We start from the raw sequence: 26,627 nt of genomic DNA, 5'->3' as shown, positions 1-26,627 counted from the left end.
CACCCGATCGACACTGCAACACCAGATCGACACTGCAGCACCAGATTCGCACAGCGCCGCCCGAGCACTGCTCGGGCGGCGCTCTCGTGTGTGGTCAGCGTGCCCGCAGTTGCCACAGCGACGTGGTTTCGCGCGAGCGTGCCTCGTGCAACACATCGGCGCTGTCGGTGACGCGCGAATGAGTCGGGGTGGTGTCGGTACGGCCGACGACGGACAGGCCTGCAGCGTCGATGGCCGTGAGAAGGTCTGCGCGAGTGACCAATTCGAGTAGCTCGGCGAGGTCGGACACGATCAACCACGCCTCACCGTTCGGTGTCAGATGCCCACGGAGACGGCTCAGAAACGACTTGAGCATCCGCGAGCCCGGGTCGTAGACCGCGTGCTCGATCCCGGACGTCGGCTTCGTGGGAATCCAGGGCGGATTGCACACGATCAGCCCCGCGCGACCGGACGGGAAAATGTCCGCCTGCACCACCTCGACCCGATCTGCGTATCCGAGGGCATCGATGTTGGCTCGCGCGCACGCCACCGACCGCGGATCCTTGTCGGTCGCGACCACCGAGGTCACGCCGCGGCGGGCGAGTACTGCAGCAAGGACCCCCGAGCCGGTGCCGATGTCGAACGCTCGGTCCGTGTGCGGCAGCGGTGCGGTGGCGACGAGTTGGATGTACTCGCCGCGGACGGGGGAGAAGACGCCGTAGTGCGGGTGGATCGAGGCGTCGAGAGCCGGAACGAAGACACCCTTGCGACGCCACTCGTGTGCGCCGACGATACCGAGTAGCTCGCGCAACGACAGGACGCACGGCACTGCGTCCGGGCCCATAGCCTCCGTGACGGCGGCCCGCACGTCCGGTGCCCGGCCAAGATCGAGACACGCGTCCGAATCGAGTTCTACCAGAAGCATTCCCAATACTCGCGCACGTCGCGCCTGGTACTGGCGGTGCAGATGGAACCGCTCCGCACCCGACGCATCCGGAGAATGTTTCGCGGCCGGTACCCGGCGGGCCATGGCCGACAACAGCTGTCGTGCATTGTTGTAATCCCCACGCCACAACAGGGCCTCGCCGATCGTGGCCAGCTTGTACGCCACGTCGGCAGTGGTCGAATCGTTCACGATGCGCACCTGGCGGGGCGGGGGAGCGCCGTTCTCGGACTGCCAGCGGGAGGTGCGTTCGCTACCGTCCTCGACCCATGTGACGCTCACGAAGTGTGCCCGTTCACGCTGCGGTGTGCGGGTACTGCGCACTGCGGTGTTGGAAGGCAAGGATATTGGGGTTCACGATGACGCCGTTCCTGATCTCGATCGAGCGCTCGATGGTGGCATCACGACTCCAGGCCGCGGGGCCGTCCAACACGGTTCGCAGATACGGCAGCAATGATTCGCTGATCTCCCAGGTTGCCGAGTTCCACAGGTAGGACGGGCTGTGGTCGACGGCGTAATAGTGCACGTTCTCTCCCACGGTGAACATGGGATCGGCGAACGACGTCGGTTTTGCCCATTCGAAGCCCATCCCTTCGTCGCAGGAAACGTCGACCACGAGCGTGCCGGGTGCGAGAGTGGGGAGATCGTCGTTCATCAAGAACGTCAACGGTGCGTTGGTGTCCTGCAGAACACAATTGACGATCACGTCGTGGTCGGCGAGGAACCCTGACAGTGGTACCCGTCCCTCGGGGGTGAGCGCTCGACTCTGCTGGGGATCGGCGTCGTCGAGATCGAAGTTGACGATGTTGGCCGAGTGAATCGGTGAACCCACCGCTGTGACACCTCGCTGGGTGAGGACGTCGACATCGTGAATACCGTGCGCGCTCAGTGCCGTCACGGCACCGCGAGCGGTGGCCCCGAAACCGATGACTGCCGCACGCAACCTGCGGCCGTAGTCGCCGGTGGAACCGATGAGCTGCAGAGCATGCAGCACAGAGCAGTAGCCGGCCAACTCGTTGTTCTTGTGGAACACATGGAGATTGAACCAGCCGTCCGAGGTCCAGTGATTCATGGCCTCGAAGGCGATCAGGGTCAGCGTGCGATCGACGGCGATCTGGGTGAGCTCACGGTCCTGCACGCAGTGCGGCCAGCCCCAGAGCGTCTGACCCGGCCTGAATTCGAGCAGGTCTTCCGCCTGTGGTTTCGGCAGCAGAATCACATCGCAGTCGGCGATGAGTTCGGCCCGCGTGCGAATGCCCGCAACCCGAGCGGCCAAGTGCTCGTCCGAAATCCCGAACGGTTCGCCGTACCCGGATTCGAGGAAAATGCGGGCTCTGATGTCGGCGTCGATGCGATCGAAATGCAGTGGATGAATCGGTAGTCGACGCTCATCGGGCTTGCGCGAATGTGAGAGGACTCCGAGAGTGAGCTGATGCACGTGTGACCCTTCGTTGAGCGAAGTCAACCACAGTGAGCCCAAGGGTTCTGCGTTCCTGCTGGTCAGAGGTGCCCCCGGCAGGATTCGAACCTGCGACCAAGGGATTAGAAGGCCCTTGCTCTATCCCCTGAGCTACGGAGGCTGGCACGTGCGAGTGAACCCGCTCGAGCACGGTTGACGAGTGTACCTTTCCGTGTGAGCCGACCGTGCAGGCATGGGTTGGGCGAGCACTGCAGTGGGAAACCCGTGGACTCGGAATCGTTCCGATCGGTGTGGGAAGGAGGTTCGATGGACGACGTCATCGACGATGTTCTGCGCATCTGGCAGTCCGGCGACATCGCCGCTGTGGCAACGGTGATCCGCACGTTCGATTCGGCACCGCGCCCGGTCGGTGCGGCCATGGTGGTCGGTTCGGACGGCGCGGTTGCCGGTTCGGTATCGGGCGGCTGCGTCGAAGGGGCGGTGTACGAACTCGCGCAGGACGTCATGCGCACCGGCGCTCCCGTACTCACTCGATACGGAGTGTCCGACGACGACGCTTTCGCCGTCGGACTCACCTGCGGCGGAACACTCGACGTCTTCGTCGAAGTCGTGTCCCAGCGCACGTTTTCCGAACTCGGTTCTCTCGTGACGGACGTGCGAAACAACGTTCCCGTCGCGGTGGCGACCGTGGTTGCACACGCAGATCCGGAACGCCTCGGCCGACGGATCGTGGTCGGACCATCCGGCACCCGCGGTTCCATCGGCAGCGCACGTGCCGACGCTGCCGTCGCCGACGACGCCGCAGGGCTTCTGGCCGCGGGACGCTCGGCCGTCCTGGCGTACGGGCCGGATGGTCAGCGTCGAGGCGAGGGAATGGAGGTGTTCGTCTCCAGTCACGCACCGCCGCCGCGAATGCTGGTGTTCGGGGCCATCGATTTCGCCGCCGCGGTGGCGCAGCAGGGGGCATTCCTCGGCTACCGCGTCACCGTGTGCGACGCCCGAGCGGTCTTTGCGACTCCGCAGCGTTTTCCTGCCGCCGAGCACGTGGTGGTCGCATGGCCGCACGACTACCTGTCTCAGCAGTGGTCGGCGGGGGAGTTGGACGAGCGCACCGTCGTCTGCGTGCTGACACACGACCCGAAGTTCGACGTGCCGCTGCTCGAGGTGGCGTTGCGGATTCCGGTGCTGGCGTTCGTCGGCGCGATGGGCTCTCGCCGTACCCACGACGACCGCACGGCTCGACTACGGGCGGCAGGGCTGACGGAGATCGAACTGTCTCGGCTGGCCAGTCCGATCGGTCTCGACCTCGGCGCGCGCACCCCGCAGGAGACGGCCGTATCGATCGCGGCGGAGATCATTGCCCACCGCTGGGGCGGTAGCGGTGAACCATTGCGCACTCGACCCGGCCGCATCCACCACGACTCGACCGAGGGGCCTCGCCGGAACCAGTACGACGCTGTGTAGGACTCGCGTTTCGGGTACTGCTGATCACCTCTTACTCTGGTGGTATGGCAACACCGGATCTCGACAACATCGACCCCTCGTCCGCTGATCTCGCAGCGGACGATGTCGGCGAGAGCACTGCCGCATCGGGTGCAGATCCGCGTTCGGCTACGACGACGGTGTTCGTCACTGCCGCCGCCATCGCCGGAGCTGTCGCGGCGCTCATCGTCATGCTGTCCGCCTCCGACGCGTTGGTGCTGCTCGGAATCCCGGATCCGGGCCCGGCCACCACATACGGTCTGCCCGCGCTGCGAGCAATCGGCGAGATCGCTGCCGTCATCGCCGTCGGATCGTTTCTGCTCGCCGCATTTCTGGTGCCACCGCAGAAGAACGGGGTACTCGACGTCGACGGCTATCGCGCGGTCCGTACCGGTTCGGCGGCATCGATGGTCTGGGCCGTCTGCGCGCTGATTCTGGTGCCGCTGACGTTGTCCGATACCTCCGGTCAGCCGTTCGCGGAGGCCATCAAGCCCGCGAACCTCTGGATCGCCCTCGATCAGGTGGAGATCGCGAGCGCGTGGCGTTGGACCGCCATCATGGCCGTGGTGCTCGCCATCGTCTCGCGCACGGTGTTGCGGTGGACGTGGACGCCTGCGCTACTCGCATTCTCACTGGCCACCCTGCTGCCGCTGGCGCTCAGTGGTCACTCCGCGGCCGGTGGTTCGCACGACGTCGCGACCAACAGCCTGATCCTGCACCTCGGGGCCGCGTCGTTGTGGGCGGGTGGCTTGTTCGCACTCCTGGCACACGTCCGCAGGCACGGTGCACACACCGACGTCGCCGCGCGCCGATTCTCCACCATCGCCGGCATCTGCTTCGTCGTCATGGGCATCAGCGGCGTGCTCAACGCGCTCGTTCGGGTCTCGCTCGGCGATCTGTTCACCACCACGTACGGAATGCTGATCATGGGCAAGGTCGGTGCCCTGATCGTGCTGGGCGGGTTCGGCTGGATGCAGCGTCGCCGAGCACTGCCCGCCTTGACGGCAGATCCCACCGACCGCGGAGCTCTGCTTCGCTTCGCGGGTGCCGAGGTACTCGTGCTCGCGGCGACGATCGGCCTCGCGGTCGGACTGGGCCGCACCCCGCCGCCCGCCGAGATCGATCCCAACCTCACTCCTACCGAGGCGGCACTCGGTTACGACCTGAGTGGGCCGCCGACGTTCGCCCGCATGGCCTTGGACTGGCGATTCGATCTGATCTTCGGCACTGCGGCGATCGTCATGGCCGTGGTGTACGTGATCGGCGTGCGGCGTTTGCGCCAGCGCGGTGACGCGTGGCCGGTCGGTCGAACAGTCGCCTGGCTCGCCGGGTGCGCGACGCTGCTGATCAGTACCTCCTCGGGAATCGGACGCTATTCGACGGCTGTGTTCAGCGTGCACATGAGCGGCCACATGCTGCTGTCGATGCTCGTGCCCGTTCTGCTGGCTCTCGGTGGCGCGCTGACCTTGGCGCTGCGAGTGCTACCCGCAGCCGGTAAGGACGGCGTTCCGGGTATGAGGGAATGGTTGCTGATCGGCCTGCACAGCCGACTGTCGAAGTTCCTGACGCATCCGCTCGTTGCGTCGGCGATCTTCATCGGCGGCTTCTACGCGCTCTATCTCGGCGGGATCTTCGGAGCCGTACTGGACAGTCACGGCGCACACTTGCTGATGAATCTTCACTTCGTGCTCAGCGGCTACCTGTTCTACTGGACCGTCATCGGCGTGGATCCGTCCCCGCGCAAAGTTGCGCCGGTCACGAAGCTGGCCGTGGTGTTCGGATCGCTGCCGTTCCACGCCTTCTTCGGGGTGGCCTTGATGAGTATGAACACCGTCATGGGTGCCTGGTACTACCGGACGCTGGGACTGGACTGGAACTCCGATCTGCTCGGAGATCAGAAGCTCGGCGGTGGAATCGCGTGGGCAACCGGCGAGATACCACTGGTGCTCGTCATGCTGGCGCTGTTGATCCAGTGGTCTCGCAGCGACGAGCGCGATGCCAGGCGCGGTGACCGCGCGGCAGAACGTGACCACGACGCGGACCTGGCCGCCCACAATGCGATGTTCGCCGAGCTCGCTCGACGCGATCGGCTCGGCGGACAATAGCCGATCCGGCTCAGTCGCCCCCGGCGATCTTGCCGAGCAGCCGGTTCAGCTCGACACGTTCGTGCGGCTGAAGGCCGTCGAACATTTCCGAGGACACCTGACGGCGCGCGTCGTCGATTCGGTCCAGTAACGCGCGGCCGGTATCGGTCAGCCCCACCAGGACCGCTCGTCGATCGCTCGGATCCTGCTGCCGTGTCACCAGGTTCGCGGCCTCGAGTGAGTCGACGATGTCGGTGGCCGATCGCGCGACGATCCGCAGATGCTCGGCGAGATCGCGTAGCCGGACCGACTCACGTTCACGCGCCAGGACATGCAGTGCCCGACTCTGTGACGGGTTGAGGCCGAACGGTTCGAGCGCAGTCATGTGGCTCCGGCGGATTCGCCTGGCGACAGCCATGAACGAATCGCTCAGGTTGGGCGAGGGTCCGGTGTCCATGGACGAATCATAACGAGGATTGCACGCAACCTCATAGTGAGGTAACCTCTGCATATTGTTGCATCGACCCATGGAGGTCTACTTGGAAAGCCGACCAGAGCGTTCTCTGCCCACTGCCGATCCAGCGCCCGTCCGACGCGTCCTCGCTCTCTTCACGCCCTATCGGCGCAAGATCGCGGTCGTGAGCTCGATCATCGTTGCCAGTGCGATCATCGCGCTCGCCTCTCCCTTGCTCCTTCGCGAACTCCTCGATCATGCAATTCCCGATCGCGATGTCCGGCTCGTCAGCCTCATCGCGCTCGGCATGATCGCAGTCGCAGTCGCCACCAACACCCTTGGCGTCGTGCAGACGTGGATGTCCAACGGCGTCGGTCAGCAACTCATGCACGAGCTACGAGTTCAGGTGTACTCGCACCTGCAGCGGCAGTCCCTCGGGTTCTTCGCGCGCACTCGCACCGGGGAAGTGCAATCGCGGATCGCCAACGACATCGGCGGCATGCAATCGGTCGTCACCAACACCGCGACGTCCATTGCGCAGAACGCGACGACCGTCGCCGCGACAGTGGTCGCACTGTTCCTGCTCGACTGGAAACTCGCTACGTTCTCACTGATCATCTTGCCGATCTTCGTTCGCGTCGCCCGCCGTATCGGCGACGAGCGTCGCAAGATCTCGACCAAACGACAGCGGTTGCTCAGTGAACTGTCGGTTCAGGTCGAGGAATCGCTGTCTGTCAGCGGTATTCTGCTGGGCAAGACCACCGGCTCCGCGCAGGCACTGACCGAGAAGTTCGCCGCCCGATCCCACGAGGTGGCCGGAGTCGAGCTCGCCGCGATGATGGCGGGCAAGTGGCGGATGGCCACTATTCAGATCAGTTTCGCCGTCATGCCCGCGCTGGTGTACTGGTTCGCCGGAATCACCATCGGTCAGGGCAGTGCACTGACGATCGGCACGCTGGTCGCCTTCACCGCTCTGCAGACCCAATTGTTCCGTCCCACTATGCAATTGCTCAATACCGGCGTCGAGGTGCAGGCCTCGCTCGCGTTGTTCGGCCGTGTCTTCGAGTATCTCGATCTGCCGATCGACGTGGCCGAGCCGGACGATCCGATAGCCCTGCCTCGCGAGCAAGTGCGCGGCGACGTCGTCATCCGCGGGGTCGATTTCACCTACGCTGGTGCCACCGTGCCGACGCTGTGCGATATCGACCTCGACGTGCCGGCCGGTAGCACTCTCGCCCTCGTCGGTGCCACTGGATCGGGAAAGACGACGCTCGGGTATCTCGTTGCGCGGCTGCACGATCCGACTGCCGGGTCGGTGACCATCGATGGTGTCGACCTGAGAGACATGGCATCGGAGACCATCGCAGATCTGGTGGGGGTCGTCTCTCAGGAGACGTATCTGTTCCATGCCACCATCAGGGAAAATCTGCGCTTCGCCAAGCCCGACGCCACCGACGACGAGATCGTCGCGGCAGCCGAAACGGCGCAGATCCACGAGTTCATCGACGGGCTCGACGACGGATACGACACGATGGTGGGCGAGCGCGGCTATCGGTTCTCCGGTGGTGAGAAGCAGCGCATCGCCATTGCTCGAACCGTGCTTCGTAACCCGCCGATTCTGGTGCTCGACGAAGCAACCAGTGCACTCGACAATCGCACCGAACGGGCAGTGCAAACGGCGCTCGACGGTTTGATGGAAGGGCGAACGACCATCCTCATCGCGCACCGTCTGTCCACGGTGCGTTCCGCTGACCGCATCGCGGTACTCGACCACGGGGTCGTGCGTGAGGTCGGAAGTCATGAATCCCTGCTCGAACTCGATGGGATGTACGCCCGATTGGTGCGAGCGGCCGACGATGTGGTGGACAGCGTTGCGGTATGAGTGCAGCACGGCACAGGAAAGGCCGGGTGATCATCGTGCGTACCATCGCGGGCCGCGTCGAGTGTGAGACCGAGATCAAGAAGTCACGGTTTGTCGCGGTCGTCGATCGTGCGGCCACCGAAGCGCAGGCCCGGGCGGTGATCGAGGCTGCTCGCAAAGCCGATCCCGCTGCCGGACATCATTGTTCGGCGTTCATCGTCGACGCGTCGTCCACCGACCCTCGCATCGAGCGATCCAACGACGACGGCGAACCCAGTGGGACTGCGGGGATGCCGATGCTCGAGGTGCTGCGCGGACATCGCGCGACCAACGTCGTCGCCGTCGTCAGCCGATACTTCGGCGGAACCAAGCTCGGCACCGGGGGACTGGCCCGCGCCTACGGCGGCGCGGTGACCGAGGCGCTCTCACACGCGAGATTCCTCACCAGGGAGCGCCGGGAGGTCCTGACGCTCGAACTCGACCACGTCGATGTGGGGCGCGTGGAATCGGAGCTGCGGGGGCACGGGGTCGTCGTTCTCGGTACCTCGTATGCGGCGGTTGCGGTGTTGACCGTCGCTGTCGTCGACCCCGATTCGACTGCGGCACTTGTTGCTTCGCTCACTGCCGGCCGGGTCGAGCCGGTTCGCAGCGGAGTGATGTACGCGGAGGTTCCCGAGTAGCACACCCAGCCGACACTCTCGGCGGGAGCAGGCCTCGGCCCGTGCCCTTCATCCACAGGCCGAGCGGCTGTCCACATTTTCCGAACCCGTCCACCACGAGCGTTCCCTGCGTAGCAGTGTCGATCTCGATCGCAATCACGCGATCCGCAACACGAGAGGAAGACACCATGTACGAGGCACAATGCGCCGTGGTCGGAACGGTCATCACCAACCCGGTCAAGCGTTCCACACCTACCGGCGACGAGGTTCTCAGCTTCCGGATGGCCAGCAATGCCCGACGCCAGGATCGCACCACCGGCGAATGGACGGACGGCGGCACCCTGTACCTGACGGTCACGTGCTGGCGCCGTCTGGTGCGCGGCGTGGCAGCGTCACTGATGAAGGGCGACCCGATCATCGCCTACGGGCAGCTGCGCACCAACGAATACACCAATCGCGACGGCGTCGAACGTGCCGATCTCGAGATGCGGGCCAGTGCCGTCGGACCGGACCTCTCGCGCTGCATCGTCTCGGTTCATCGGACCAAGGAGCCGGCTGCCGACACCGCCCACGACGGCGATGCGGGAACAACATCGGCGCAGGACCTCGATCGGGAGTCGATCGAGGACACCGAACGCGTCGACGAGGACGATCGCGAGTCGATCCTCGCGTGACCGGCTGCCTGCATCCGCCGTCCGCGCAGTGCCGCCACCTGCGGAGCAGCGCGGACGGCCGATGTAGGCACCACACCTACTCGGGCGATGGTGTTCGGACGCGCTCGCACCGATAAGCTGGGCGACATGGCTGAATTCATTTACACCATGAAGAAGGTGCGCAAGGCGCACGGCGACAAAGTCATCCTCGACGACGTGACGATGAGCTTCTATCCGGGAGCGAAGATCGGCGTCGTCGGCCCCAACGGCGCCGGCAAGTCCAGCATCCTCAAGATCATGGCGGGAATCGATCAGCCCGGCAACGGTGAGGCCTTCCTCGCTCCCGGAGCATCGGTCGGCATCCTGATGCAGGAACCGGAACTCGACGACACCAAGACCGTTCGCGAGAACGTCGAGGACGGTCTCGGTGAGACGATGGTCCAGCTCAAGCGCTACAACGAAATTGCCGAGCTCATGGCCACCGACTACTCCGACGAGCTCATGGAAGAAATGGGCGAGCTGCAGGAAAAGCTCGACCATGCCGATGCCTGGGAGATCGACTCCCAGCTCGAGCAGGCCATGGACGCGCTGCGCTGCCCGCCGCCCGAGGCGGCTGTCACCAATCTCTCCGGTGGTGAGAAGCGCCGTGTGGCCCTGTGCAAGTTGCTGCTGAGCAAGCCGGACCTGTTGCTGCTCGACGAGCCCACCAACCACCTCGACGCCGAGAGCGTGCTCTGGCTCGAGCAGCACCTGGCCGCCTATTCCGGTGCAATTCTTGCCGTGACCCACGACCGGTACTTCCTCGACCACGTCGCGCAGTGGATCGCCGAGGTCGACCGCGGTCACCTGTACCCGTACGAAGGCAACTACTCCACGTACCTGGAGAAGAAGGCCGAGCGTCTCGAGGTCGCAGGCAAGAAGGACCAGAAGCTGCAGAAGAGGCTCAAGGACGAACTCGCCTGGGTGCGCTCCGGTGCAAAAGCCCGCCAGGCCAAGAGCAAGTCTCGACTGGCTCGGTACGACGAGATGGTGGCCGAGGCCGAGAAGACGAGAAAGCTCGACTTCGACGAGATCCAGATCCCCAACCCGCCGCGACTGGGCGATGTCGTGGTGGAGGTCAAGAGCCTGGACAAGGGCTTCGACGGTCGGGTGCTGATCAAGGACCTGTCGTTCACGTTGCCGCGCAACGGCATCGTCGGCGTCATCGGCCCCAACGGTGTCGGTAAGACGACGTTGTTCAAGACCATCGTGGGGCTCGAGGAGCCGGACGGCGGCGAGGTGAAGATCGGCCAGACCGTCAAGCTCAGCTACGTCGACCAGAACCGATCGGGGATCGACCCGACCAAGACGGTGTGGGAGACGGTCTCCGACGGCCTGGACTTCATCACCGTCGGCAATTCGGAGTTCCCGTCCCGCGCCTACATCAGCTCGTTCGGGTTCAAGGGCCACGATCAGCAGAAGCCTGCCGGGGTGCTCTCCGGTGGTGAGCGGAACCGCCTGAATCTGGCGATGACGCTCAAGCAGGGCGGCAACCTGATCCTGCTCGACGAACCGACCAACGACCTCGACGTCGAAACGTTGGGATCGCTCGAGAATGCGCTCGAAGAATTCCCCGGTTGCGCCGTGGTCATCTCGCACGACCGGTGGTTCCTCGACCGCACCTGCACGCACATCCTGGCCTGGGAAGGTGGCTTCGGTGACAACGAGGCGGCCTGGTACTGGTACGAGGGCAACTTCGAGGGTTACGAGGCCAACAAGATCGAACGGCTCGGCCCCGATGCTGCACGTCCGCACCGCGTCACGCACCGGAAGCTGACCAGGGACTGAGGTGTCGAACAAGACCTTCACCTTCACCCTTCAGGTGCGGTGGGGAGACTCCGACCGCCTCGGGCACGTCAACAACACCCGCTTCGTCGAATACCTCCAGGAGGGCCGCGTTCAGTTCTTGGACGCGGTCTTCGGGGGGCCGGGGAAGCGTGGCGCGGCGGTGGTGCGCACGTTGACCACCGAATTTCTGCATCCGATTCTCGACGACTCGGGGCCGTTGACGATCGACCTGTGGATCACGTCGGTCGGAAACACCTCGTACGGTGTGCAGCACGTGGTGACCGACCGCGAGGGAACGGTGTGTGCACGGGCCGAGGCGCTGATGGTGGCGTTCGATCTCGACACCTCGACCTCCCGTCCGTTGGAGGAGCGCGAGCGCGCACTACTCGGGGAGTATCTCGTCGCCGAGTAGTGCCGAGTAGTGCCGAGTGAATCGGACGCGCTGGGTCTGCGAGGTCACTGCGGTAACAGGGTCCTCGACACTAAGGTCGAGGTGTCAACGACGACCGGCGATCGGCGGGCGTCGGGAAATATCCTCACGAGGGAGTACTCGAACACCATGCCGCGCTCGCTGGACCTGAACGACAACGACTGGGCCGACGGGCTCGACGACCGACTGCTGGCCGAGTTGGACACCCTGCGTGGCGAGTACTTCGAGCACGTGGACACCGAGGCTGTCGGAGCGTCCGCGCATGCCCCCGACAGCACGACCTTCCGGCACCATGTTCGGCTGGCCGCGCAGCGTCGGCCGGAGACGGCGAACGTGGCCGTTCATCGACCGAGCGACTCGGCCTCGGCCGCGGATCGGGCTGCGGGAAGCTACCTGCAGATCGTCACCGACGACATGCCGCTCCTGGTGGAGTCCGTCATCTCGTTGCTCTCCCGTCTCGGCATCGAGTACACCGATGTGGTCCACCCGATTCTGTCGGTCGATCGTGAGGCCGACGGTGTGCTGACCGGACTCAGTGCCAGCGGATCGCCCGAGTCCTGGATTCACGTTCAGCTCCACCCGTCGACTCCCGAGGATGCGGATGCACGTCTGGAGTCGGAGGCGAGTCGTGTACTGGCCGATGTGCGTCAGGTGGTCGCCGATACCGATCACATGCGTCGAGTGCAGGCAGAGGTCGCCGACCGCCTCGACGAGGTCGCTCGGGGCGCGAGCGATGCGGACCCGGACGGTGCCGACGAGCATCGTGACGCAGCTGCGTTGTTGCGGTGGCTCGGCGACGGCCACTACACGCTGCTCGGCTACCGGCGATACAGCATCGAGGGCGTCGGCGACGAGCGCAGGGCCACCGGCGACGAGTCGAGCAGCCTCGGTGTGCTGCGCGAATCGGTCACCGACAGGGACGGTTCGGAACCTGTCGGCCATCGCGATCTGGTTGCCTTGACGCAGGGGGCGAGCCCGGCCACGGTGCACCGCGCCGTGTATCCCTACTTCGTCAGCGTGCTCGATCTCGACGATTCCGCCGAACATCGGTTCGTCGGTGTGTTCACGGTGACCGCGCTGCACGAGAACGTTCTCGATATTCCGGTGATCGAGAGGCGGGTGCGCTCGGGCATCGCGCGCGCCGGCCATGATCTCGGGTCGTTCTCGGGTCAGGCGATGCTCGAAGTTCTGCAATCGATGCCGCGTTCGGAGCTGTTCGCCACCTCGAGCTCATGGCTGTACGAGACGGCGAGTGCTGTTCTGGCACTGGGGCGTCGGCGCAAGGTCAGGTTGTTCGTTCGACCCGATGCGAACGGCTCGTTCGTCTCGGCCTTGGTCTACCTGCCGCGTGACAGGTACACCACCCGTGTTCGGCTCGCCATCCAGGATCGCTTGCTCCGCGAGCTCGGCGGAACCTCGCTCGATTACACGGCGCGCGTGACGGAATCGGACCTGGCGTTGTTGCACGTGACCGTGCGTCGTGAATCCGGGGCCGCTACGACGGAGCTGTCGGCCGAGGACATCACCAGGATCGAGGCGTCGCTGACCGAGACCACCAGAACCTGGGAGGATTCGCTCGGCGACGCAGTGTCCCTAGATCGCGGCGTGGACCCGTTGCGAATTCAGCGGTACACCGATGCGTTCCCTGAGGCGTACAAGCAGGACTTCGGCCCGGCTCGGGCCGTCTCCGATATCGCCCGCCTCGAAACGCTCGGCGACGAGTCGATCGACATGCAGCTCTACCGCAACGAGGAGTCCGCGGTGGGTAGCTGGAGATTCTCGTTGTACATCGGCGGCGGGGGTGTCTCGTTGTCCCAGGTGTTGCCCATCCTGCAGAGCCTCGGCGTCGAAGTCGACGACGAGCGGCCGTACCCGGTGGTTCGACCCGACGGGATGTCCTGCTGGATTTACGATTTCGGGCTTTCTGCTTCGCGCGAGATGTTGCGCTCGGCAATCGACGGAGATATCGACGCCGAGTTGTCCGAGGCGGGTACCGCCGATCGTGAGAGCCGGGTCCAGCAACGGTTCACCGATGCATTCGAGGCAGTGTGGAGTGGGCAGGCCGAAGCCGACCGCTTCAACGAACTGGTGATGCGCGCCGGACTGCACTGGCGGCAAGCCGTGGTCTTGCGTGCATACGCAAAGTATCTGCGCCAAGCCGGTTTCCCCTACAGTCAGTTCAACATCGAAGGTGTGCTGCTGACGCACCCACACACCGCTCGACTGCTCGTCGGATTGTTCGAGGCGCAGTTCGACCCCGAGGCGAGCTCCGAGGAGGACGCGCGCTCGATCGGTGCCGAACTGGGAGAGCTGATCGACGAGGTCGTCAGCCTCGACGCGGACCGAATTCTGCGGAGCATGTTCGAGCTGATCCGCGCAACCTTGCGAACCAACTTCTTCGTCCGGGCAGCCGACGGCGAACATCGGGCATACCTCTCGCTCAAGTTCGATCCGCAATCGATCGCCGAATTGCCCAAACCGAAGCCGAAGTTCGAGATCTTCGTGTACTCGCCTCGCGTCGAGGGCGTGCACCTGCGGTTCGGTGCGGTGGCCCGCGGCGGCCTGCGCTGGTCGGATCGACGCGAGGACTTCCGGACCGAGATCCTCGGGTTGGCGAAAGCTCAGATGGTCAAGAACTCCGTCATCGTGCCGGTCGGAGCCAAGGGCGGATTCGTCGTCAAACGCCCTCCGGTGTCCACCGGTGACACCGATCGCGATCGCCAGGCATATGCGGAAGAGGGCAAGGCCTGCTATCGGCTGTTCATCGCCGGACTTCTCGACATCACCGACAACCTCGATCGCGCCTCCGGTTCGGTATCGGTTCCGGACGGTGTCGTGCGCCGCGACGGAGACGACACATATCTGGTGGTCGCCGCCGACAAGGGCACCGCCACGTTTTCCGACATGGCCAACGGCGTTGCCGCCGAATACGATTTCTGGCTCGGCGACGCCTTCGCCTCCGGTGGCTCGGCCGGCTACGACCACAAAGCCATGGGCATCACGGCCAAGGGAGCGTGGGAGAGCGTCAAGCGTCATTTCCGCGAGATCGGAATCGACACGCAGACCGAGGATTTCACCGTCGTCGGTGTCGGAGACATGAGCGGTGACGTCTTCGGAAACGGCATGCTGCTGAGCAGACACATCAGGCTGCTCGCCGCCTTCGATCACCGACACATCTTTCTCGATCCCAACCCGGACCGAGAATCCTCGTTCGCCGAACGTGAGCGGTTGTTCGCGCTGCCACGGTCTTCGTGGGCGGACTACGACTCGTCCCTGATCAGCGCCGGTGGCGGAGTCTGGGAACGCACCCGCAAGTCGGTTCCCATCAGCGCGGCCGCACGTGCTGCGCTCGGTCTGGACGAATCGGTCGAGTCGCTGTCTCCGCCGGAGTTGGTCAACGCAATCCTCAAAGCCCCCGCCGATCTGCTGTGGAACGGCGGCATCGGCACCTACATCAAGGCGTCGACCGAATCCAACGGCGAGGTCGGTGACAAGGCCAACGACACGGTCAGGGTCGACGGTTGTGACGTACGAGCCGCGGTGGTGGGGGAGGGTGGCAACCTCGGTGCCACCGCCCTGGGCCGCATCGAGTACGCGGCGGCCGGAGGCAAGATCAACACCGATGCCATCGACAACTCGGCCGGCGTCGATTGCTCCGATCACGAGGTCAACATCAAGATCCTGTTGGAAACGGCCATCGCCGACGGCAGGCTGGCCCGCGAGGATCGAGACGAGCTGCTGGCGTCCATGACCGACGAGGTCGGACGACTGGTGTTGTGGGACAACATCATGCAGAACGAGCTGCTCGGTACGTCCAGATACGACGCCCCCAATCTGGTCACCGTGCACAGCCGGGTGATCGAGGACCTGGAAGCTCGGCGGGGACTGGACCGAGAGCTCGAGGCCTTGCCGACGGAGGCCGATCTGCGTCGACGCAAACAGGACGGGCGCGGGCTGACCTCGCCGGAACTGGCCACGTTGATGGCTCATGTGAAGCTCGCGTTGGAGGCGGAACTGCTCAGCAGTGAGCTTCCCGACAGCGATGTCTTCGCTCCGCGGCTACCCAAGTACTTTCCCGAGCCGTTGCGAGAGCCGTACGCCGATGCGATCACCGCGCACCCACTGCGGCGTCAGTTGGTGGCCACGACTCTGGCGAACGAGGCCATCGACTGCGGCGGAATCACCTTCCCGTATCGCTTGACCGAGGATTCCGGTGCCGCGGGAACCGATGCCATTCGCGTGTTCGCCGCCGCGGCCGAGATATTCGGACTCGACGAGGTGTGGAATTCGATCAGGGCCGCGGACGTGCCGACCGACGTCTCGGCCGAGTTGTTACTCGAGTCGCGTCGAATGCTGGACCGTGTTTCGCGGTGGCTGTTGGCGAACCGGCCACAGCCGTTGGCCGTCGGCGCAGAGATCAGTCGCTACGCCGATCAGGTACGCGCCCTGCAACCGTCGGTGTCCACGTGGATCTCCGGCCACCAGGCCAGTGATCTGGATACGCGTTCCGCGGCGGCAATCGAACGTGGAGCACCGGTTGGGTTGGCCCGCCACATCTTCGGACTGCTCGATGTCTACTGCCTGCTCGACATCATCGATATCGCCGATATCGTCGACCGCGACGGAGCCGAGGTTGCCGAGCTCTATTTCGCACTCGATGCGCACATCGGAATCGACTGGCTGCTCTCCGCAGTGTCGAAGCTGGCGCGTGGTGATCGCTGGCATTCGTTGGCGCGCTTGGCTCTTCGAGACGATCTGTACACCTCGCTGCGGGGAATCACACAGGCGGTGTTAGCCGGAGGGGAACCGGACGAGTCGGTAGCGGAGAAGATCGCGGAGTGGGAATCGACGAACTCCTCGCGTCTGGCCAGGGCACGAGCCGCCCTGACCGAGATCGCCGAGACCGGAACCCTGGACCTGGCTACGCTGTCGGTTGCCGCCCGCCAGGTTCGCAACATGGTCCCCTGAGCCGGGTTCCGTGCCCGACGTCCCACCCCGGAGCCGGGACGAGGGATGTCACCGAGAAGTCGACCGAGAAGAGGAAACGTAGACGTGAGTGTGCCCGAGGACCATCTGTCCGACAGGCGACCGGAGGCCGAACCTGTCGGCTTTCATGCCGCCGTGGACGTGCGGTGGTCGGATATGGATGTGTACCAGCACATCAACCATGCCCGCATGGTGACCCTCCTCGAAGAGGCACGTATCCCGTGGTTGTTGGTGGACGGAAGACCGACGGCGAACCTGCGCCACGGTGCCGTGATCGCGGATCTGCACGTGAAGTATCGAGGTCAGCTTCGGCACGAGGACGGCCCGCTCGATGTGTTCATGTGGATCGACGCCGTCCGAGCGGTCGACTTCGTGGTCGGATACGAAGTGCGGGCCGCAGGTGCATCTCTGGATACACCTGCGGCCGTGGTGGCCTCGACACAGATCGCGGCCTTCGACATCGACGCACAGCGGTTGCGTCGACTCACCCCGGACGAGCGTGCATTTCTTCTGAGTTGGCAGCGTGTATGAGCGCGTACTGACCGTTCCCGACGCGGTCGAGCGGGAGAACCTGGCGGCGTTCTGCACGCGGGCGATGCGCTTGGACGACGCGGCCGTCATCCGCATGCGCGCCCGCGACGGTGGAGGCGTGTCCTGTTGGGCCGCTACCGGTTTCGATGCCCTGGCGGCGCGGGTGGTCTCCGGAACCGTCGCTCCTGTGGACACATGCGCAGGCGCGGATGTTCTGGTTGCTGCACTGCGGCAGGCCGACGACGGCGTGATCGACCCAGGATTCTCGATGGATTCGGCCTGGCGCGGCGCATTGCCGCCGGACGGCGGATTCGAGCACCTCGACGATGTCCCCGCTCGAATCCTCGTCGGGCTTGCGCAGCGCGGCGCGGCACTGGCGAAAGAACACGGAAGCAGCCACGGTCCGCCGAGTTCGCTGCTCGAACAACAAGTGCTGCACGTGTCCGGGGAGACCGACGAGGTGTCCATCTCCATGCGGACTGTATTCGCCTTGACGGCAATGGGTTTCGTTCCGCACAGTGGAACCGATCCCATGACGATCGATGTCGATCCGGATCGGATCGCAGCAGACGAGGTCGTTCGAGTACGCGCGACGCCGGTGTGGCTTCGCCTCGATGCCCGCTACGGCTCGGTATACGTCCGCCGGGCGGGCAACCCGCTGTCGCTGACGGTGGAGCGTTAGTGTCCTGAGTCTTTAATTTGCTCGCAGTAACGTGCTTTGATCTTCCTCGCCCGCAGACGAACCAACGTCCTGTACGTGATGCTTAAGACCGGTTCGGAGTATCGCGGAGGCGTCGTATCGTCACGTGGCGGCGACGCGCTCGCCGCGTAGGCGGGCACGCTGTGGGGCGCATCTCCCTGGTCATCGTAAGTCTCGTGGCCGGGGTGGCGGTCGGTGCTTGTTTGAACGCTTGGTGCACAACGTATGTTTCGAGATCAGCTGTTCAGTACGAGGTGCACTCCAGAAGCGGGTATGCCGAATTCTGGGTACGACGCGAACAGCGTCAGGGACGTGCCAGGGTACGGGGAAACGAAGTACTCGGCTCGGGCTTCAACGCCGTGGTCGGCAATTCCTCTGCCGCTAGTCCCGCCAACAATCCACAAATTGTCTGCAAAGGAAGGGAACTCACCAGGATGCGCAGTGTTGGTCATCAGATCACCGCCAACATCCGCATAGGCGAGTAGCCGAATTCTGTGTGGTAGATCCGGCCGAATCCGGAAGCTCAGGTTGAGTGCGTCCTGGGGATCTCCGCGGTATGCGGCATCGGGTTGCACTGCAGAGATCCTGAACAACAGACCGTGTTCGAAGCGGCGGAACGGACCGACACGTAGCTCCAGATCCGCTCGCCGGTACAGCGTCGCCCAGTGCTCGTCGCTGATGTCGTCGACGGGCGTCCGCTCCGGCGGGCGCCGCCAATCGGGTACCTCGCGGCTCCGGAGCATCAACGCGCGGCGGTCGTCTGCTGAAACATGCTGATCGGCATCGGGTTCGTGTTCGCCGAGGATGGTTCGCGCACGGATAGCCCATTCCGGATAGCCGGTCCAGTCTTCAGCTGCAGCGGGGCTACACGTGACAGACATTGGACCCGCGGTAGGGAAGTCTTCGCTCATTCTCGCCATTAGATCAGTCGCTGTTCATCTGGAGCGCTCTCTCGCTTACCGCTGACATACGCGGGCAGTGGCTCGAACCTCAGGTCGATTGGTGGAAGTTGTATGGCCACGCCTCGCCGCCAAAATGCCACCAGCGGTGAGGAGGCGGCTCGCGATAGATCAAGGGGGCGAGTCCGCGCATGATCGCGGCGGGTCGAGGTCCACCTGCGGTTTCGTTTCTTAATAGGCTTGAGCCGTTGGCGGGACGACGCCTTGAGTTCAGCACTGCCCGAGGAGCGGTGGAAGACGCGTTCAGCGCTCAAGACTCCTGCGGTATCGCTGAAACCACAAGCGATTAAGTCCGAATACCCGATTCTGCGGTCTCGCGAATCGGGTTTTTCATGCCTGAATCAGGCACCAAAACTTCTGCCGCGACCACGCTCGGAAAGCTCACGATCGGGCACCGGATTTTCTTCAACATCGTCGCCCACACCGACACCGTAGAGGCCGACACCGACAGCTGGGTGGCGGTTTCCATCTAACGCCCAGTCATCCCTCGCGAGCAGCTGAGACACTCACGACATGAACCACTTCTTCCCCAACCGAGAGCAAGTGCTGACCGGGAGATGGACGCCGTCGCGTGGAGTCGAGATAACGCACGCCGACCTGCCGGACCCGTGGTTGCGTGCTATACAACGACTCAGTCATGACCTGCATGTGCGCCAGTACAACGGCGTCATCGAACATATCGGTTGGGTGGCCGAGTACGACCCCGACGGCGGCGCGGTGTGGCTTGCGAGCGCAGTGACCATCGCCGGTCAGCGAGCCAACGGCCTGAACGGCAACGGCACCGGCGCGAATATCGATGCCGAGGAGGATGCTGCGTTGTGGTCGATGGCGGACCTTGTCCAGAATGCAGTGGCCGAGGCGCACACAGCGTGGCCGTGGGGCGATGCAGGTGGGTTCATGTGCCCTCGGCTCGTTGACGAGGTAGCGGTGTGGCGCGATAGGAACGGCGGCAACATACGAATGGGTCACCTCGCAGAGAAACCGTGAGCACTCGTTCAACCGCACGCAGGGGCCAACGGGAGGAGGCTTGCCGCGCTCGGATCTGTAGCTGCCTTGCGGAGAAGGTAGAAACCCTGGGCTCCCTGGACGACGCACCACCACCACCAGCGACCTCTGCTGCTCACTCCCAGGCTAAGGCCAGTTGTGCTGACGAACGTCCTCTCTGTAGTAGAAGAAGAATGCCGAACCAATGATCGGCACAAGCCAAGCTGTCAGAATCGAAATCGCCGTACGCCGCGCAGTCAGAGGTGGCCCCGCAGCTGCAGACACATAGGTAGCGAGACCGAACCACAGCAACACGAAAAGCAAACCGATACCGATTTTCAAGAAGAAAGCGTCAAATTCAGCGCCGCAGACGCCAGCGTTCACGCACTCGCTGAAACCAGCTTCGGCCAGATAAGTACTCACCGCCTCAGGCTAGCCCGCGTACATCGCTGCAGTTGCGAAGAAGATAGAAGCACTCGAGTTCGGCGCGTTCGTCGTCCGTCAACGTGATCTCCGCAGGACGCGGACCTCGGGTTGCCATGCCGCAGTTTGTCAACTGCGGTCTTATTTACGACTCAGGACACTAGACCAGCCAGGCCGCAGCGTTGGCAGCAAGCCTGCCTTCGACGAGAGGCGCACTGGCCAAGAGCAGCTCGCCGGGAGGCAGCGGGATCGATTCCTCCGATGCGTTCAGGGCACAGATGAGACCGCCGGCCCGGCGGAAGGCCAGACAACCGGGAGGCGCTCCGTACCAATCGATTCCGGTGCCGGTGAATTCCGGACGCAGCGCTCGTAGTTCGAAGGCCGTGCGGTAGAGGCTCAACATCGAATCGACGTCTTCGAGCTGCGCTTCGGCAGTATGGCCGTCCCACTCCGGTGGCATCGGCAACCAGGTCTGATCGGTGGAGGAGAAACCGAACGGGGGTTCGTGGCCCTCCCACGGCATCGGAACACGGCAGCCGTCGCGTCCTCGTTCGGCGTGTCCGGATCGCTCCCACACAGGGTCCTGCAACGCACTGTCCGGCAGCTGCACATTCGGTAACCCGAGTTCGGCACCGTTGTAGACGAAAATCGTTCCCGGCAGGGCCAATTCGACCAGGATCATCGCGCGGGCGCGGGCCTGGCCGACATCGCCGCCGCCGTACCTGGTGACCTCGCGCTCGACGTCGTGATTCGACAGCGTCCACGTCGGGGTGCCTGCGACGAGCTCGACGGCAGCGAGGGAGTTCGAGATGGCGTCGCGGATGGTCTCGGCGTCGAAGTCGACGCTGGCCAATCGGAAATTGAACCCCAGGTGCAGCTCGTCGGGCCTGATGTACTCGGAGAACCGAACATTGTCCTGAACCCAGATCTCGCCGACGGTGACCGTTCCGGGAAACTCGTCCATCACAGTTCTGATCTGCCGATGGATGTCGTGGACGTGGGGATTGTTGAATCGTGGATCGTCGTCGTCGTTCTTCATCAACGCGTTCAGTTCGAGACTCATATCGGCCAGGTCTGCAGGTTTGGCCATGCCGTGCGCAACGTCGAGTCGAAATCCGTCGACCCCGCGGGAGAGCCAGAATCGCAGTGTGCGCGCGAAGTCCTCGAACACTTCCGGGTTGTCCCAGTTCAGATCCGGCTGTTCGGGCGCAAAAATGTGCATGTACCACTGCCCTGGGGTGCCGTCGGCCTCGGTGATACGGGTCCAGGCCGGGCCGCCGAAGATGCTGGGCCAGTTGTTCGGAGGCTGCGATCCGTCGTCGCCGCGACCATCTCGAAAGATGTATCGGGCACGCTCGGCTCCGTCGCGCGGTGCCGTCAGGGCCGACCGAAACCACGGATGCTCGACGCTGGTGTGATTGGGCACCAGATCCATCGTGACCTTGATATCGCGCGCATGAGCCTCGTCGATCAGCGCATCGAAGATCTCGAGGTTGCCGAACATGGGGTCGATGTCGCGGGGATCGGAGACGTCGTAGCCGTGATCGGCCATGGGGGAGCAGGTGATCGGTCCGATCCAGACGGCGTCGATACCCAGCAGTTCGAGATAACCGAGTTTGTCCCGAATCCCGTCGAGGTCACCGATACCGTCTCCGTTGGAGTCCGCGAACGATCGGGGATAGATCTGATAGAAGACGGCGTCCTGCCACCACAACATCTCGGAGCTCTCGGTCGGATCGGTCACAAGTGGCAATAGTGCCAAACGAATGGCCAAGGAACGATTCAGGGGCGCGCAGATTCGGGCGGACGTGGCGTCTCCGGTCAACACCGAGTAAAGACTTGTGCTCATTCATATGACCGACACGTGCCTTCTGCTTTGGAAAGTGTTGTATGTTCTGCTTCTGGTATCAGTAGCGGCGTAGGCCGCGCCCGACGGGTAAGGACGCGACGCAAGCCATGACTCTTTCGACCATCGAAGCCGTACGGCTCGGCGATATCGCGCTCGACGACAGTCCCATCGAGCCGGACTGGGTCCTCGAGGGGAACCCACAGGCGCGCGTCGCCGAGTGGTCGAAGAGTATCGACGGCACCACCACCACCAATGTCTGGGACTGCACGGCCGGACGCTTCCGCTGGTATTTCGCCGTGGACGAGATCGTGCACATCATGGACGGTTCGGTGACCGTGTCGAGTGACGACCACGCACCGCGCACTCTGGTTGCCGGAGACGCTGCTTTGTTCCGCGCAGGCACCTGGTCGGAGTGGCACGTGGAGAACTACGTACGCAAGCATGCGATCTTGCGTCAGCACCTGCCCGGGCCGCTGTCCTTCGTTCTCAAGGTCGCAGGCTCCCTGCGAGGGGTCGGGGGCAAGCTCAAGAACGTCGCCGGGGGACAGGGGCAGCGGCGCGGGGCGTCGCTGTAGCTCAGATCGCCGAGTTCACCATCGAATTCGCCGCCATCTCCATGTAGTCGACGAGTTGCGCGCGGTGTGCGGCGTCCAGTACCGACGGATCGATCGACGCGATCGCGATGTGCATGCATCGAAGCCACGCGTCTCTTTCCATCGGACCGATCCGGAACGGACTGTGGCGCATCCGTAGTCGAGGATGGCCGCGTTCGTCCGAATACGTCCGAGGGCCACCCCAGTACTGTTCGAGGAACATCCGCATCCGCCGTTCGGCCGGTCCGAGATCCTCCTCGGGGTACAGCGGGCGCACAATCTCGTCCTTGGCGACTTCCTCGTAGAACTTCGCTGTGAGTGACCGGAACGTCTCGGCACCGCCGACCGCGTCGTAGAACGTCTGCTGCGGTTCGGTCATCACACTCTCTCTTCCGGATGGGCCGATCGCTCTGATCGGCCTCGCACGGTAATCATCGTCTCTCTAGTTGTCGCGATCTGCCGCGACCCCACCGGGACGCCCCAGCGCGTACGGAGCCTTGATGCCAGCGTCGTCGAAGGCCTCCAGGATGTCCTGATGAAGACGGCGCTGGACAGCCCACTGGCGGCCGGGGCGCGTTTTGATGGTGACGCGGATGGTGACGGTGTCCGCGCTGACGGCGTTGACTCCGAGCATCTGCGGCGGTTCGAGAATGTCGCTGTCGAAGTCGCCGGATTCGACCAACGACGCAGCGGCGCGATCGGCGACAGCGCAGGCTTCCTCGATGTTCGCGGTATGCGAGACGGGCAGATCCAACACTGCGACCGCGAAGCCCTGGCTCATGTTTCCCACCCGGAGCACCTCGCCGTTGCGGCAGTACCAGACCGTGCCGTTGATATCTCGGATCGTCGTGACCCGCAAACCGACGCTCTCGACGGTGCCGGTCGCCTCGCCGAGGTCGACGACATCGCCGACGCCGTACTGATCCTCCAGCAGCATGAAAATGCCGGACAGGAAGTCTCGAACCAAGTTCTGGGCACCGAAGCCCAGTGCAACACCGACGATTCCCGCCGACGCGATGAACGGTGCCACGTTGATACCGAGCACGTCGAGAACCGAGAGCACGAACCAGGTGAGAATCAAGACCGACACGGCAGACTTGAGCACCGAGCCGATCGTGTTCGCCCGTTGCTTTCGCCGTTCGTTGAGAATTGCGCCCTGGACCGTGCTCGAAGACCGGTCCCGCAGTGGCCGGAGCAGCATCGGTGATCTGCCGACCTCGTTGCGGGTGAAGCGGGTGATCATCCGGTGCAGCACGAGGCGCAGCACGATGGCCAGAACCAGATAACCGAGAATCTGCAGCGGACGATCGACCAGCCAGTCGCGTCCGGTTTCCGTCAGCTCGAAGGCTCGGGTGTCGAGCTGCCGAAGCAGTGACAGGTCGGTTGGGGGCGATGCGGACAGAAGGGTTGATGCAGACACCCGAAAAGTCTACGGAGACGCAGAATTCTCGCCAGTCGCGCAGCGCATGGGCTCCCCGGTGGCCGATCGCGAACGCGTCGACGCGCAAAGTTCACCGATCGGCAACAGAAAATGCCCGGAAAAAGGCTGTGCGCAGGCGGTGTATTCGTGTTCCACTGTCACTCGTGTTCCACGCAAGCCATGCGCGGGCGCCGACTGCTTCTGGAGTGACGCATGAAGAACTCGCAACACCGCCATCGACAACTCCCGCCCACTGAGGGCCGCACCACGCACGACCAGCGTGAGACGGCCTCGGGGGCTTCTCCGCTGCGCGTGGTGCCGACGGCCCACGATGCCACGAGCGACGACGCCGTACCGGCGTGGGTCAAACGCCGTGTGCTGCTCCTCAATGCCACATTCGAACCACTGACCGCGCTTCCGATGCGCCGGGCGGTGGTTCTTCTCGTTTGTGGGAAGGCCGACGTGGTGCACGACGATCCGGAAGGGCCGTTCATCAGATCGGCCGGCTTCTCGGTGCAGGTTCCGTCGGTGATTCGGCTGAGAACCTTCGTTCGGGTTCCGTATCGAGCGCGAGTGCCGATGACGCGTGCCGCCCTGATGCACCGCGATCGCTTCCGCTGCGCATACTGCGGAAGCAAGGCCGAGACGGTCGACCACGTCGTGCCGCGCAGCCGAGGCGGGGGCCACTCGTGGGAGAACTGTGTGGCGTGTTGTGCTTCGTGCAACCATCGCAAGGCGGACAAACTGCTCAGTGAGATCGGCTGGACGCTGCGGGCGCAGCTGGTGCCGCCGAAGGGGCCGCACTGGCGTCTGTTGGCGACGACCAAGGAGTTGGACCCGAGTTGGCTGGCGTATCTCGGTGAAGGTGCTGCCTGACACTCGACCGGTGTATACGGTTCGGTCACAACACCAGCCCCGACGTGGTTCGAAGCGCAATTGTCGACTAACGTCACACCCTGTGAGCATTTTGGAGACCACGCTGATATTCGGGGTGATTCCGGTTGCGGTGATCGGACTCATCGGCGCGTTGACCTACTTGACCGACAAGCAGCCCGGTATGGACGTGCCTCCGTACCGACTGACGGACGAGTGGACGCGCGAACCATTGCTGTGGAGCGCTACGGACGAGGTGACTCCCTTCGGAGGACACGGATCGCACGACGCCGACGCGGCCGATTCGATCGGAGGTGCTGCAAGTGGCAAGTGGTGAACTCGTTCGTCACGACATCGAGGAACGGGATCTGCCCTTCGGATCCGCCCTCACCGCCAGCGGCCGCGTCTCGGCTGCGCACGAGTTCGGGACCGTCAACCCCGATCACCTACCGTTCGCGACGCAGGATCTGGTTGCGCTCGACGACGCGCTGACCGAGGCGACCCGGCAGACCAAGATTCGCTTCAACATCTACATCGGTGATCTCGGCGACGATCCGTCCACCGGCGTCGAATCCGTCTTTCCCGGCACGCCCGATGCCATTCGGTCCGTCCTGATCGCCGTCGATCCCAATCGGCACGCCGTCGAGATCCGGAGCGGGAAGCGAGTGTCCAATCGCGCGACCGACCGGGTTGCGCAGTTGGGTGTCACGGCAGCACTCGGGCCGTTCCGCGACGGCAACCTCATCGACGGTCTCGTCACCTCGGTGCGGGTGATGACAGCGGCCATTCTCAGTCCCTAGTGGTTCGTGTTCGAGGTCGTTTCACGGGTCGCTTTTCTCGAGGATTTCATCCGGTGTTCTGGTCCACACGAACGGTGTGGCGCTGGTATCCCTGCCATTGACGAAGGCACGAATCGTGGTGGTGAGATCGGTGGCGGAGGTGAACACTTCGCGCCCGAGTGCTTGGCGTTGGAAGACCCCGAACCACACTTCGACAAGGTTGAGCCACGACGCGGACGTCGGAGTGAAACGCACTGCAATACGGGGATTCTGAGCGAGCCAGGCCTTGACTTCCGGAGTCTTGTGGGTGGCGTAGTTGTCGGGGATCAGGTGCAGTTCCTGGCTGGGGTAGGCTCGCGCGACCTGCTCGAGAAACCCCAGTCCAGGGTCTGGATCTGCGACTTCTCGTCCAGTACCAACACGATCGCGTTCTCGGGTGGATTCAAGTAGAGACCGACGACGTCGTGGACCTTGGCGATCAGTTCCGGGTCGGTGGAATATACGAACGTCTCCGCTCGCCACGGCTGCACGCCGTACTCACGCCAGGCGTTGGCGACGCCATAGAAACTGACCCCCAGATGATCGGCCAACAACCTCGAATTCCAATGCCTCATGCGGAGTTTCTTCGGTGGCGGGGCCCACGTGGCAGTGACGACCGCGGCATGATCGAGCGTACGAGGACGACCGGAGCGGTGCAGGTCCGACAGGCCATCGACCCCACGTTCGGTGTACCGGCCG

26 protein-coding genes and 1 tRNA gene are annotated in these 26,627 nt (G+C 64.0%); 16 read left to right on the top strand and 11 right to left on the bottom strand.

What is annotated here, in order from left to right; translation table 11 throughout:
• Positions 1 to 94: 94 nt before the first annotated feature.
• The 3 genes from ACOQFP_RS06165 to ACOQFP_RS06155 form a co-directional block, all read right to left on the bottom strand.
• On the bottom strand, positions 95 to 1,204 hold the full coding sequence (locus tag ACOQFP_RS06165) for a class I SAM-dependent methyltransferase (RefSeq protein WP_341243982.1): 1,110 nt from the start codon (positions 1,202 to 1,204) through the stop codon (positions 95 to 97).
• A 13-nt stretch (positions 1,205 to 1,217) separates the two neighbouring features.
• Complete coding sequence (locus ACOQFP_RS06160) at positions 1,218 to 2,360, bottom strand: N(5)-(carboxyethyl)ornithine synthase (RefSeq protein WP_341243981.1); 1,143 nt, start codon at positions 2,358 to 2,360, stop codon at positions 1,218 to 1,220.
• 69 nt (positions 2,361 to 2,429) lie between these two features.
• Positions 2,430 to 2,502: transfer RNA gene (locus ACOQFP_RS06155), tRNA-Arg, on the bottom strand.
• A gap of 146 nt (positions 2,503 to 2,648) precedes the next feature.
• On the opposite strand from ACOQFP_RS06155, the gene ACOQFP_RS06150 reads away from it, so the two are divergent.
• Positions 2,649 to 3,806 (top strand): XdhC family protein, encoded by a 1,158-nt coding sequence (locus tag ACOQFP_RS06150; RefSeq protein WP_421583781.1) that lies wholly within the window; start codon positions 2,649 to 2,651, stop codon positions 3,804 to 3,806.
• A gap of 44 nt (positions 3,807 to 3,850) precedes the next feature.
• Positions 3,851 to 5,929: a cytochrome c oxidase assembly protein gene (locus tag ACOQFP_RS06145; RefSeq protein WP_341243979.1), complete on the top strand. Its 2,079-nt coding sequence runs from the start codon at positions 3,851 to 3,853 to the stop codon at positions 5,927 to 5,929.
• Between the two features lie 10 nt (positions 5,930 to 5,939).
• Here ACOQFP_RS06145 and ACOQFP_RS06140 read toward each other — a convergent pair whose 3' ends face one another.
• Positions 5,940 to 6,365, bottom strand: a complete 426-nt coding sequence (locus tag ACOQFP_RS06140; RefSeq protein ID WP_206489422.1) for a MarR family winged helix-turn-helix transcriptional regulator — start codon at positions 6,363 to 6,365, stop codon at positions 5,940 to 5,942.
• Positions 6,366 to 6,435: 70 nt separating this feature from the next.
• Between ACOQFP_RS06140 and ACOQFP_RS06135 the strand changes: the two genes are divergently transcribed.
• The 8 genes from ACOQFP_RS06135 to ACOQFP_RS06100 all read left to right on the top strand — a co-directional run bounded on the left by ACOQFP_RS06135 (position 6,436) and on the right by ACOQFP_RS06100 (position 17,991).
• On the top strand, positions 6,436 to 8,244 hold the full coding sequence (locus ACOQFP_RS06135; protein WP_341243978.1) for an ABC transporter ATP-binding protein: 1,809 nt from the start codon (positions 6,436 to 6,438) through the stop codon (positions 8,242 to 8,244).
• Complete coding sequence (locus ACOQFP_RS06130; RefSeq protein WP_341243977.1) at positions 8,241 to 8,903, top strand: YigZ family protein; 663 nt, start codon at positions 8,241 to 8,243, stop codon at positions 8,901 to 8,903. The genes ACOQFP_RS06135 and ACOQFP_RS06130 overlap by 4 nt, the downstream gene beginning before the upstream one ends.
• Before the next feature lie 167 nt (positions 8,904 to 9,070).
• Positions 9,071 to 9,556, top strand: coding sequence for a single-stranded DNA-binding protein (locus ACOQFP_RS06125; RefSeq protein WP_421583780.1), 486 nt, complete (start codon positions 9,071 to 9,073; stop codon positions 9,554 to 9,556).
• A gap of 126 nt (positions 9,557 to 9,682) precedes the next feature.
• Positions 9,683 to 11,362, top strand: coding sequence for an energy-dependent translational throttle protein EttA (ettA, locus tag ACOQFP_RS06120; RefSeq protein ID WP_206489418.1), 1,680 nt, complete (start codon positions 9,683 to 9,685; stop codon positions 11,360 to 11,362).
• Position 11,363: 1 nt separating this feature from the next.
• Positions 11,364 to 11,774 carry an acyl-CoA thioesterase gene (locus ACOQFP_RS06115; protein ID WP_206489417.1) on the top strand — a complete coding sequence of 137 codons (411 nt, stop codon included), beginning with the start codon at positions 11,364 to 11,366 and terminating at the stop codon, positions 11,772 to 11,774.
• Positions 11,775 to 11,921: 147 nt separating this feature from the next.
• Positions 11,922 to 16,760: an NAD-glutamate dehydrogenase gene (locus ACOQFP_RS06110; RefSeq protein ID WP_421583779.1), complete on the top strand. Its 4,839-nt coding sequence runs from the start codon at positions 11,922 to 11,924 to the stop codon at positions 16,758 to 16,760.
• An 84-nt stretch (positions 16,761 to 16,844) separates the two neighbouring features.
• On the top strand, positions 16,845 to 17,309 hold the full coding sequence (locus tag ACOQFP_RS06105; protein ID WP_206489415.1) for an acyl-CoA thioesterase: 465 nt from the start codon (positions 16,845 to 16,847) through the stop codon (positions 17,307 to 17,309).
• Positions 17,302 to 17,991: a hypothetical protein gene (locus tag ACOQFP_RS06100; RefSeq protein WP_341243974.1), complete on the top strand. Its 690-nt coding sequence runs from the start codon at positions 17,302 to 17,304 to the stop codon at positions 17,989 to 17,991. The genes ACOQFP_RS06105 and ACOQFP_RS06100 overlap by 8 nt, the downstream gene beginning before the upstream one ends.
• Before the next feature lie 254 nt (positions 17,992 to 18,245).
• On the opposite strand, the gene ACOQFP_RS06095 is transcribed toward ACOQFP_RS06100, so the two are convergent.
• The gene (locus tag ACOQFP_RS06095; protein ID WP_421583778.1) at positions 18,246 to 18,890 is read right to left on the bottom strand and encodes a hypothetical protein; all 645 of its coding nucleotides are present in this window, start codon (positions 18,888 to 18,890) and stop codon (positions 18,246 to 18,248) included.
• A 410-nt stretch (positions 18,891 to 19,300) separates the two neighbouring features.
• On the opposite strand from ACOQFP_RS06095, the gene ACOQFP_RS06090 reads away from it, so the two are divergent.
• Both ACOQFP_RS06090 and ACOQFP_RS06085 read left to right on the top strand, forming a co-directional pair.
• Positions 19,301 to 19,441, top strand: a complete 141-nt coding sequence (locus ACOQFP_RS06090; protein ID WP_206489412.1) for a hypothetical protein — start codon at positions 19,301 to 19,303, stop codon at positions 19,439 to 19,441.
• 40 nt (positions 19,442 to 19,481) lie between these two features.
• Positions 19,482 to 19,955: a hypothetical protein gene (locus ACOQFP_RS06085; protein ID WP_206489411.1), complete on the top strand. Its 474-nt coding sequence runs from the start codon at positions 19,482 to 19,484 to the stop codon at positions 19,953 to 19,955.
• A gap of 144 nt (positions 19,956 to 20,099) precedes the next feature.
• Here the strand turns inward: ACOQFP_RS06085 and ACOQFP_RS06080 are convergent, their stop codons facing one another.
• Both ACOQFP_RS06080 and ACOQFP_RS06075 read right to left on the bottom strand, forming a co-directional pair.
• Positions 20,100 to 20,375, bottom strand: a complete 276-nt coding sequence (locus ACOQFP_RS06080; protein WP_206489410.1) for a hypothetical protein — start codon at positions 20,373 to 20,375, stop codon at positions 20,100 to 20,102.
• Between the two features lie 160 nt (positions 20,376 to 20,535).
• Positions 20,536 to 22,092 carry a glycoside hydrolase family 13 protein gene (locus tag ACOQFP_RS06075; protein ID WP_421583826.1) on the bottom strand — a complete coding sequence of 519 codons (1,557 nt, stop codon included), beginning with the start codon at positions 22,090 to 22,092 and terminating at the stop codon, positions 20,536 to 20,538.
• 239 nt (positions 22,093 to 22,331) lie between these two features.
• Between ACOQFP_RS06075 and ACOQFP_RS06070 the strand changes: the two genes are divergently transcribed.
• Positions 22,332 to 22,799 (top strand): cupin domain-containing protein, encoded by a 468-nt coding sequence (locus tag ACOQFP_RS06070; RefSeq protein ID WP_341245217.1) that lies wholly within the window; start codon positions 22,332 to 22,334, stop codon positions 22,797 to 22,799.
• A 1-nt stretch (position 22,800) separates the two neighbouring features.
• Here the strand turns inward: ACOQFP_RS06070 and ACOQFP_RS06065 are convergent, their stop codons facing one another.
• Both ACOQFP_RS06065 and ACOQFP_RS06060 read right to left on the bottom strand, forming a co-directional pair.
• Positions 22,801 to 23,196 carry a globin gene (locus ACOQFP_RS06065; RefSeq protein ID WP_206489408.1) on the bottom strand — a complete coding sequence of 132 codons (396 nt, stop codon included), beginning with the start codon at positions 23,194 to 23,196 and terminating at the stop codon, positions 22,801 to 22,803.
• 63 nt (positions 23,197 to 23,259) lie between these two features.
• Positions 23,260 to 24,219, bottom strand: coding sequence for a mechanosensitive ion channel family protein (locus tag ACOQFP_RS06060; RefSeq protein ID WP_206489642.1), 960 nt, complete (start codon positions 24,217 to 24,219; stop codon positions 23,260 to 23,262).
• A 231-nt stretch (positions 24,220 to 24,450) separates the two neighbouring features.
• Between ACOQFP_RS06060 and ACOQFP_RS06055 the strand changes: the two genes are divergently transcribed.
• From ACOQFP_RS06055 to ACOQFP_RS06045, 3 genes are all read left to right on the top strand, one after another.
• Entirely contained in the window at positions 24,451 to 25,113 is a 663-nt protein-coding gene (locus ACOQFP_RS06055; RefSeq protein ID WP_421583777.1) for an HNH endonuclease, read from the top strand.
• Between the two features lie 82 nt (positions 25,114 to 25,195).
• On the top strand, positions 25,196 to 25,447 hold the full coding sequence (locus ACOQFP_RS06050; protein WP_206489406.1) for a hypothetical protein: 252 nt from the start codon (positions 25,196 to 25,198) through the stop codon (positions 25,445 to 25,447).
• Entirely contained in the window at positions 25,434 to 25,910 is a 477-nt protein-coding gene (locus tag ACOQFP_RS06045; RefSeq protein ID WP_206489405.1) for a DUF5130 family protein, read from the top strand. The genes ACOQFP_RS06050 and ACOQFP_RS06045 overlap by 14 nt, the downstream gene beginning before the upstream one ends.
• Before the next feature lie 21 nt (positions 25,911 to 25,931).
• Here ACOQFP_RS06045 and ACOQFP_RS06040 read toward each other — a convergent pair whose 3' ends face one another.
• Together ACOQFP_RS06040 and ACOQFP_RS06035 are read right to left on the bottom strand one after the other, a co-directional pair.
• Positions 25,932 to 26,216, bottom strand: coding sequence for a transposase (locus ACOQFP_RS06040; protein WP_421583825.1), 285 nt, complete (start codon positions 26,214 to 26,216; stop codon positions 25,932 to 25,934).
• On the bottom strand, positions 26,216 to 26,503 hold the full coding sequence (locus ACOQFP_RS06035; protein WP_421583829.1) for a hypothetical protein: 288 nt from the start codon (positions 26,501 to 26,503) through the stop codon (positions 26,216 to 26,218). Before ACOQFP_RS06035 ends, ACOQFP_RS06040 begins: the two co-directional genes overlap by 1 nt.
• Positions 26,504 to 26,627: the final 124 nt, after the last annotated feature.

Origin of the sequence: Rhodococcus sp. MALMAid1271 (genome assembly GCF_049195265.1) — a bacterium.
Taxonomy (GTDB): Bacteria; Actinomycetota; Actinomycetes; order Mycobacteriales; family Mycobacteriaceae; genus Rhodococcoides.
The sequence above is the reverse complement of the archived record's forward strand: the minus strand, read 5'-3'. Positions and strand labels throughout refer to the sequence as shown.

Coding starts and splice junctions, on each gene's coding strand:
- ACOQFP_RS06150 (WP_421583781.1), top strand. CDS start 2,649: ATGGACGACGTCATCGACGATGTTCTGCGCATCTGGCAGTCCGGCGAC.
- ACOQFP_RS06145 (WP_341243979.1), top strand. CDS start 3,851: ATGGCAACACCGGATCTCGACAACATCGACCCCTCGTCCGCTGATCTC.
- ACOQFP_RS06140 (WP_206489422.1), bottom strand. CDS start 6,365: ATGGACACCGGACCCTCGCCCAACCTGAGCGATTCGTTCATGGCTGTC.
- ACOQFP_RS06135 (WP_341243978.1), top strand. CDS start 6,436: ATGGAGGTCTACTTGGAAAGCCGACCAGAGCGTTCTCTGCCCACTGCC.
- ACOQFP_RS06130 (WP_341243977.1), top strand. CDS start 8,241: ATGAGTGCAGCACGGCACAGGAAAGGCCGGGTGATCATCGTGCGTACC.
- ACOQFP_RS06125 (WP_421583780.1), top strand. CDS start 9,071: ATGTACGAGGCACAATGCGCCGTGGTCGGAACGGTCATCACCAACCCG.
- ettA (WP_206489418.1), top strand. CDS start 9,683: ATGGCTGAATTCATTTACACCATGAAGAAGGTGCGCAAGGCGCACGGC.
- ACOQFP_RS06110 (WP_421583779.1), top strand. CDS start 11,922: ATGCCGCGCTCGCTGGACCTGAACGACAACGACTGGGCCGACGGGCTC.
- ACOQFP_RS06095 (WP_421583778.1), bottom strand. CDS start 18,890: ATGTCTGTCACGTGTAGCCCCGCTGCAGCTGAAGACTGGACCGGCTAT.
- ACOQFP_RS06090 (WP_206489412.1), top strand. CDS start 19,301: ATGCCTGAATCAGGCACCAAAACTTCTGCCGCGACCACGCTCGGAAAG.
- ACOQFP_RS06085 (WP_206489411.1), top strand. CDS start 19,482: ATGAACCACTTCTTCCCCAACCGAGAGCAAGTGCTGACCGGGAGATGG.
- ACOQFP_RS06075 (WP_421583826.1), bottom strand. CDS start 22,092: ATGTTGTGGTGGCAGGACGCCGTCTTCTATCAGATCTATCCCCGATCG.
- ACOQFP_RS06070 (WP_341245217.1), top strand. CDS start 22,332: ATGACTCTTTCGACCATCGAAGCCGTACGGCTCGGCGATATCGCGCTC.
- ACOQFP_RS06065 (WP_206489408.1), bottom strand. CDS start 23,196: ATGACCGAACCGCAGCAGACGTTCTACGACGCGGTCGGCGGTGCCGAG.
- ACOQFP_RS06055 (WP_421583777.1), top strand. CDS start 24,451: ATGAAGAACTCGCAACACCGCCATCGACAACTCCCGCCCACTGAGGGC.
- ACOQFP_RS06035 (WP_421583829.1), bottom strand. CDS start 26,503: ATGAGGCATTGGAATTCGAGGTTGTTGGCCGATCATCTGGGGGTCAGT.